Origin of the sequence: Synechococcus sp. R6-10 (genome assembly GCF_047461815.1) — a bacterium.
In the GTDB taxonomy this organism is placed as follows: Bacteria; Cyanobacteriota; Cyanobacteriia; order Thermostichales; family Thermostichaceae; genus Thermostichus.
This window is the reverse complement of the sequence record NZ_JANSHW010000547.1, coordinates 1-1,327: the sequence shown is the minus strand read 5'-3', so window position 1 is coordinate 1,327 and position 1,327 is coordinate 1. Positions and strand designations below refer to the sequence as shown.

Sequence of the window (1,327 nt, the reverse complement as noted above, 5' to 3'; positions counted from 1 at the left end):
TCAGTGGAGCGAGAAAACCGGGGTGATGACCAACTCCGAGCGCAGGGTTACCCTTTGTCAAGCCTTTCGAGACCCCCCTGGCGAAGCCCGACCCGATTGGGAGATCTTTGCTGAAGTGGGGCGCAGGTTGGGCTTTGCAGCACAATTTTCCTTCCAAACCGCGGCAGAGGTTTATGCAGAATTTGCCGCCCTTACCGCAAATCGCCTCTGCGATCACTCCGGCCTCAGCCATGCCCTTTTGGCAGAACAAGGCCCTCAGCAATGGCCTTATCCCAAAGAAAGAACCTCGGCCCCTAAGTCCACTCGCCTCTACACAGATTGGCGTTTCCTGACCCCCGATGGCCGCGCCCGCTTTATCCCGCACCATTCCCGTGGCCTAGCAGAGCCGCCGGATCCCCAGTTTCCCTACGTATTAACCACGGGCAGGCTTTACGGCCATTGGCACACCCAAACCCGCACCGGCAGGATTGAAAAAATCAAGCAAATGCACCCCCAACCCTTTATTGAAATCCATCCTCGCGATGCGGAAAAACTGGGCATCCAAGATGGAGATTGGGTTCAAGTGCGTTCTGCCCGCGGACGGGCCTATTTCCCGGCCAAGATAACTGCCAACATTGCTCCCGGTACGCTATTTGTACCCATGCACTGGGGATCCCTCTGGGCAGAACAAGCTGAGTGTAATGCCCTCACCCATGACATCAGTTGCCCTGATTCCGGACAGCCGGAATTAAAAGCCTGCGCCGTTGCTCTTGAGAAAGCCGATCCATCGCTCAAGCAATCCCCTCAACTCTAGATTTGGTTCCTAATCGAGGTTCCCATGACTCTGTTTCAGTTTGAGCAAGATTTTGCCGACTCTCTGCGATGCATCCCCATGACCTTGCGCCTAAAGCTGGATTTGTGCGGGATCAAGCTCAAGCTCCATCAATGGGCCAAGTTTTCCTTAGAAGAGCGGCGGAAGTGTGTTGATTGGCCCTCTGAATCTCCACAGGATCTAGAAGAACTCCGCAACCATCTGCGCCATTTGGTTCGCTCCATCTGCCACGAAGAGGCGCAAGAGATTCCCATTGACCCCCAGCCTGAATGGCAAAATCCCAACCAGATCCCAATGGCTGTCCAACAAAAAGCTCAAGACCTGGGGATCCGGCTTGCCCTCGATTTCTGGAGAAACTTGCACGATATCCAGAGATTTGCCTTGCTGAAGTTGAGCCGATCCCATCACGAAAACAAAAATTTCTTGCCCGCTCTGCGAGAGTTTGGCGTAAACTACCCGGCTCCGACCGCTAAGCGGTACGGAGCGGGCTTTCAGTAGCCCTGAGCCTGTTCTGCT

At 54.6% G+C, this 1,327-nt stretch carries 2 protein-coding genes; both read left to right on the top strand.

Translation table 11 applies throughout. The features are described 5' to 3' along the window. The coding region (locus NW837_RS13570; protein WP_414332148.1) for a molybdopterin oxidoreductase family protein at window positions 1-793 on the top strand (793 nt) is incomplete at its 5' end. 24 nt (window positions 794-817) lie between these two features. Then, window positions 818-1,309, top strand: a complete 492-nt coding sequence (locus NW837_RS13565) for a nitrate reductase associated protein (protein ID WP_414332147.1) — start codon at window positions 818-820, stop codon at window positions 1,307-1,309. Window positions 1,310-1,327: the final 18 nt, after the last annotated feature.